This window comes from Longicatena sp. 210702-DFI.1.196, from assembly GCF_020563125.1.
Classification (GTDB): Bacteria; Bacillota_I; Bacilli_A; order Erysipelotrichales; family Erysipelotrichaceae; genus Longicatena; species Longicatena caecimuris.
In genome coordinates this window covers 1-4,932 of sequence record NZ_JAJCPX010000071.1, presented here as the reverse complement: position 1 = coordinate 4,932, position 4,932 = coordinate 1, and the positions used below count along the sequence as shown (strand labels likewise).

Below are 4,932 nucleotides of genomic sequence, written 5' to 3'. Positions count from 1 at the left end.
TATTGGAAAAGTAGACTGATAAATAGGGTTCATATCTTTAACTAAGGGAGACGGAAAAATCTTTTCCGGATATTGTTAGTGTAATTAAATTAAGCACCTTATACAACATCAGCCTTGATAAACTGTTGAAGGGGGATGAGGAAATGATAGAGCATTTAGAAAAGAGTACCAATATCGTAAAAAGCAATCAAAAATTGATAATAGCGATTATTGCAAATGTGATGATGATAATTGCTTTTATACTATTCAATGGGCTAATAATTAGCAATCAATACTTGATTATGGGCGGTTCTGCTCTTGGTATCATTGGTACTTGCTATTTATTTTATCAGATAATTAGAAAAATCTAAGGAGGAAAGTAAAATGATAGTAGTAGCTTCGATTATGGTTTTTATGGTTTTGCTCGGTGCTTTTACTTTAATGTATCAGATTTTCAGGTTAGTAGTTCTCGATGCAGAAAGCAGAGGAATGAAACACCCTACATTTTGGGGAATATTCTCACTAAGTGGCAATAATGGCGGTGGTGGGCTTATATTATATTTATTGGGAAGAAACAGATTTCCGGCTAATATGACAGAAACTACAAAAGAATCATTCGATTCTCGAAAAAGGAAAGCTGGATTGTCTTTGTGCTTCATAGCAATAGGTACAATCGCCTTGATTTTTATTGCTTTATTTGGAAATCTTTAATTAGCAAACAAAATAAGAAAAATTAAAATCAATTTATTTGGCTCATACAAGTATCATGTCTTGTGCGAGCTTTTTCTTTCTCTCTTTTTCGCATTTCCAAAAGGTATAAATGGTACTCCGTTTATATTCCAAATTTGCGGAAAGAGGGTGAGAGACAGATGAAGATATTGCACGTTATTCAATATTAAGAGATAATGAGCAATTGTTTCAAGTAAATACAAATTGTGTTTACCGCCCGATGAAGAATTAAGAGCAGAAATCAAATCACAGAAAGCAATATAGAGGTTATATTTAGGGAGATATTAATAAATTTCCAGAATACTTTTATGAATTAAGATTGAAACACAATAACTAATAAAGGATTATTTGAAGGGAAGTTCAATCAAAAATGCCCATTGACTATTTTCTCATATGAAGAACAAGTAAAATTGCACCCTTTACAAAGCGTGGATTTTTCAATAGCAGAAAAAAATGACAACGCTTATAACAGCATGATATAATGCAGATAAAGAAAAATTTGAATTTAGAGGGATAATTGATTATGAATAAGGTATGGTCAGAACTGAATAAAATAATGCAAGCGCAAATCAAAAAGAAAGATACCTATGAAGCAGGCATTGCTACACTATTTGATTTGCGAAATCAGTTAATGGAATGCTTAACATCCTTTCATAAGGAATTGAGTAGAAAAGATTTTGACGCAATTCCGTTTATAAACACAGACGGTTATCATAGTAAAACGATTGCATATTCAATTTGGCATATTTTCCGAATTGAAGATATAGTTGCTCATACATTGATAAATGAGAGCGAGCAAGTTTTTTTTGCGGGAAACTATCAAGAACGTATCAATTCACCTATAATTACAACAGGAAATGAACTGGTAAAAGAGCAGATTGCAGATTTTTCAAAACAGCTTAACTTGAAAGAACTTTATTCATATATATCTGAGGTAAAGGATAGCACTGAGAAGATAATCAATAGTTTATCTTATGATGAATTGAAAAAGAAAATATCAGAAGAAAGAAAAAAACAGTTAAAATTATTGAATGTTGTAAGTAAGGATGAAAATGCAAGTTGGCTCATTGATTATTGGTGCGGTAAAGATATTCGTGGGCTAATACAAATGCCATTTTCAAGACATTGGATTATGCACATAGAAGCAAGTTTGCGTATAAAAAATAAGATACATTCATAAGCACAAATCGCCGTTTTTAGAACTAAGAAAATTGGAAATTAGAAATGAGGTGTTTTTATGGAATATCTTAGAGTAACTAATGAGAATATAGACAAAGAGCATATATGCTGTGCTATTTCAAATAACAATGATATTCAGGTATCATCAAAAAAGGCTTGGTTACAAGAACGATTTGATGAAGGCCTAATTTTTCTAAAGAGTGTAGCACGAGGAAAGTGTTTTGTTGAGTATATTCCTGCTGAAAACGCTTGGAACCCAATTGTTGCAGATGATTTTATGTATATTAACTGTCTTTGGGTAGCTGGATCATTCAAGGGGCACGGATACTCAACAGACTTATTAAATGCGTGTATTGAAGATAGTAAAATCAAAGGAAAAAAAGGGGTATGTATTCTATCTTCCAAAAAGAAAAAACTCTTTTTAGCTGATCCTAAATTTTTAAAATACAAAGGTTTTACCGTTTGTGATGAAGCAGATAATGGTATTCAATTATGGTGTTTATCATTTGACAGCAATGCTTCTTTACCTAAATTCAAAGAGTGTGCGAAACACCCTCACATTGATGAAATGGGATATGTTTTATATTATACCTGTCAATGTCCATTTAACGCAAAATATGTCCCTATTGTAGAAGAAGTCGCAAAAGAAAAGGGCGTACAGTTTAAAGCTATTCATTTGCAAAGCAAAGAACAAGCACAAAGTGCACCTACGCCGATTACAACGTATGCTCTGTTCTATAATGGGAAATATTTAACTAATGAACAGATGAATGATAAGAGATTTTTAAAGTTGTTGGCAAAATAAATTCCGTTTATCTTATTAGTGAACCCTTAAAAAGGGTGATATAATGGCAGATTTTAAGTATCAGGGTTAATCTATTTATGATGAAGAATACGGGCAGGGAGAACCACTTATTTTCTTACATGGCAATACGGCTTTCTCTAAAATGTCTGGACTTCTTTTGCCGTTGTACATAGATAAATTCAGAATAGGATAGTTGATATTAGCTGTCCTGTTTTACGTTTAAAATGATGGATTTTATAAATATTTGGTAAAAATAGTGCTAATTTCTGGTGATGTGGTATTAAAAATATCATCGTGTTATAATGAGGCATATAGGTAAATTTGAATTCTTGAAAATGAGGAGAATATGTGATGAAAGACGTATTAGAATTTGCTAATAGAGATGAATTTAGAAAATGGTTATCTTATAATTGCTTATCAAACGAGGGCGTTTGGATTTTATTTAGAAAATCAGGAGAACCAAAAACAATAAAGGCAAATGAAGCACTTGAAGAAGCATTATGTTTTGGGTGGATTGATGGACAAATGCAAAGACTTGATGATAAAACTTATAAAAAATATTTTTCAATGCGTAGGCAAAAAAGTAAGTGGTCGGAAAAAAATAAAGCATTAGCAGAAAGCCTTGAAGAAAGAGGTCTTATGACTGAATATGGCAGAAATAAAATGGAAGAAGCTAAAAATAATGGACAATGGAATGCACCAAAAGCTCTTGAAATAACAGAAAAACATATATTAGAAGTATTGAATGTTCTAAAAGAATATGAACTTGCTTATAAAAATTTTCAATCAATGTCTCCATCAGTTAAGAAAACTTATACGAAAGCCTATTTTGATGCTAAGACGGATAAAGGTAGAAAAAAGAGAATTGATTGGATGGTAGATAGACTTAATAAAAATTTGAAACCAATGTAGCAAATTGAAAATACCAGTTTGTTTGTAACTTCGGTAAACTACCATTATTTTCTCATTGATTTTTTATAATCGCATACAACTGCATACAGGTAAAATTTACCCACAAGATAGACGTAAATAAAAGATAGACTTTCTGTAAAAATTGTGAAAGTGGCGAGTTATGGTAATACAAAATTGGTCATTTTTCTATCTGAAATTAAAGTTTAATTTCTAGTGATGTGGTATTAAAAATTCCAGAATGTTATTAAAAAATATCAATTTTGAATGTGCTTGAGTCCCAGTTGGAATTGCACAGCCCACATAATTTCAAATTTTATAATCAGACATCGGCTTGTCCGATTTTTATATTAAAATTTTTAAACCTGGAATAAATCTTTCCTATTGTATAAGAGGTAATAGTAAATAAAATTATTAGAGAAAGATAATTATAATATTATATGAGAAATTTTTTACAATAAAGTAACCTACTGTTACTAAGGAACCGGTAATAGTTGCTGGAACAAAGAAGATATTTCTGAAGTATTTGATAAATCATTAATAAAGTTTTGAACGCTAGGATATGCTGATATCTCGATAAACCATATATCTACAGTAGTTTTTATAATCATTTCTCTAGGTGTAAACAACAAAAAAGCATATCCTCATGAGAATATAAATAACTATAATATCTAATAGGTGTATTAAGTTTATAAATTGGCTACCTTATGGTATTACAAATGCTAGTATGCTAGAATGAGGTATATAGATTTTTACGGAGATGATAAAATGGAGTTTAGATTAGCCGTTCTACAAGACTTAGCAGAGATAAAAGATATGTATAAGCAAATCATTGAAAATATGAATAAACAGGATATACAAATTTGGGACGATATTTATCCTTGTGAATTCTTTGAGGAAGATATAAAAAATAAACAGCTTTATGTTTTACTTAATAAGAATGGTATGATCGTATCGGCTTTTGTTTTGCATGATGCAATCTCAAAAGAAAATACAATAACTTGGAGTGATCATTACGCAAAGGCTCTATATGTGGATCGATTAGGTGTAAATGTCAAGTGTTTAAAAAAAGGAATAGCTAGTTTAATGCTTAATAAAGCAAAGGAAATGGCCAAAACATTAGGAGCTGAATATCTTAGACTTTTTGTGGTAGATATAAACAAACCGGCTATCCAACTTTATATAAAAAACGGGTTTATAAAAGCAGATGGTGTTTATGATGAAATATTCGATGATGGTTTTGTGTTACATGAATATGGGTATGAAATAAAGATTATACTACATAAATTATATATGTCTTTTTGACTATCTTTTTATATCTTCTTAAATGT

Annotated in this window: 5 protein-coding genes and 1 pseudogene; all 6 read left to right on the top strand. The window is 30.6% G+C overall.

Going from position 1 to position 4,932, the window contains the following annotated elements; all coding sequences use genetic code 11:
- Positions 1-47: 47 nt before the first annotated feature.
- Positions 48-350, top strand: a pseudogene (locus LI241_RS15385) (transcriptional regulator); the annotation flags it as partial.
- Between the two features lie 13 nt (positions 351-363).
- A complete protein-coding gene (locus tag LI241_RS15380) occupies positions 364-690 on the top strand; it encodes a hypothetical protein (RefSeq protein WP_008691018.1) in 327 nt (108 codons plus the stop codon).
- A 541-nt stretch (positions 691-1,231) separates the two neighbouring features.
- Positions 1,232-1,888, top strand: coding sequence for a hypothetical protein (locus LI241_RS15375; protein WP_008691020.1), 657 nt, complete (start codon positions 1,232-1,234; stop codon positions 1,886-1,888).
- A gap of 57 nt (positions 1,889-1,945) precedes the next feature.
- Entirely contained in the window at positions 1,946-2,692 is a 747-nt protein-coding gene (locus tag LI241_RS15370) for an N-acetyltransferase (protein WP_008691022.1), read from the top strand.
- A gap of 351 nt (positions 2,693-3,043) precedes the next feature.
- On the top strand, positions 3,044-3,604 hold the full coding sequence (locus tag LI241_RS15365) for a YdeI family protein (protein ID WP_008691024.1): 561 nt from the start codon (positions 3,044-3,046) through the stop codon (positions 3,602-3,604).
- Positions 3,605-4,369: 765 nt separating this feature from the next.
- Positions 4,370-4,906 carry a GNAT family N-acetyltransferase gene (locus LI241_RS15360; RefSeq protein ID WP_227151448.1) on the top strand — a complete coding sequence of 179 codons (537 nt, stop codon included), beginning with the start codon at positions 4,370-4,372 and terminating at the stop codon, positions 4,904-4,906.
- Positions 4,907-4,932 lie beyond the last annotated feature (26 nt).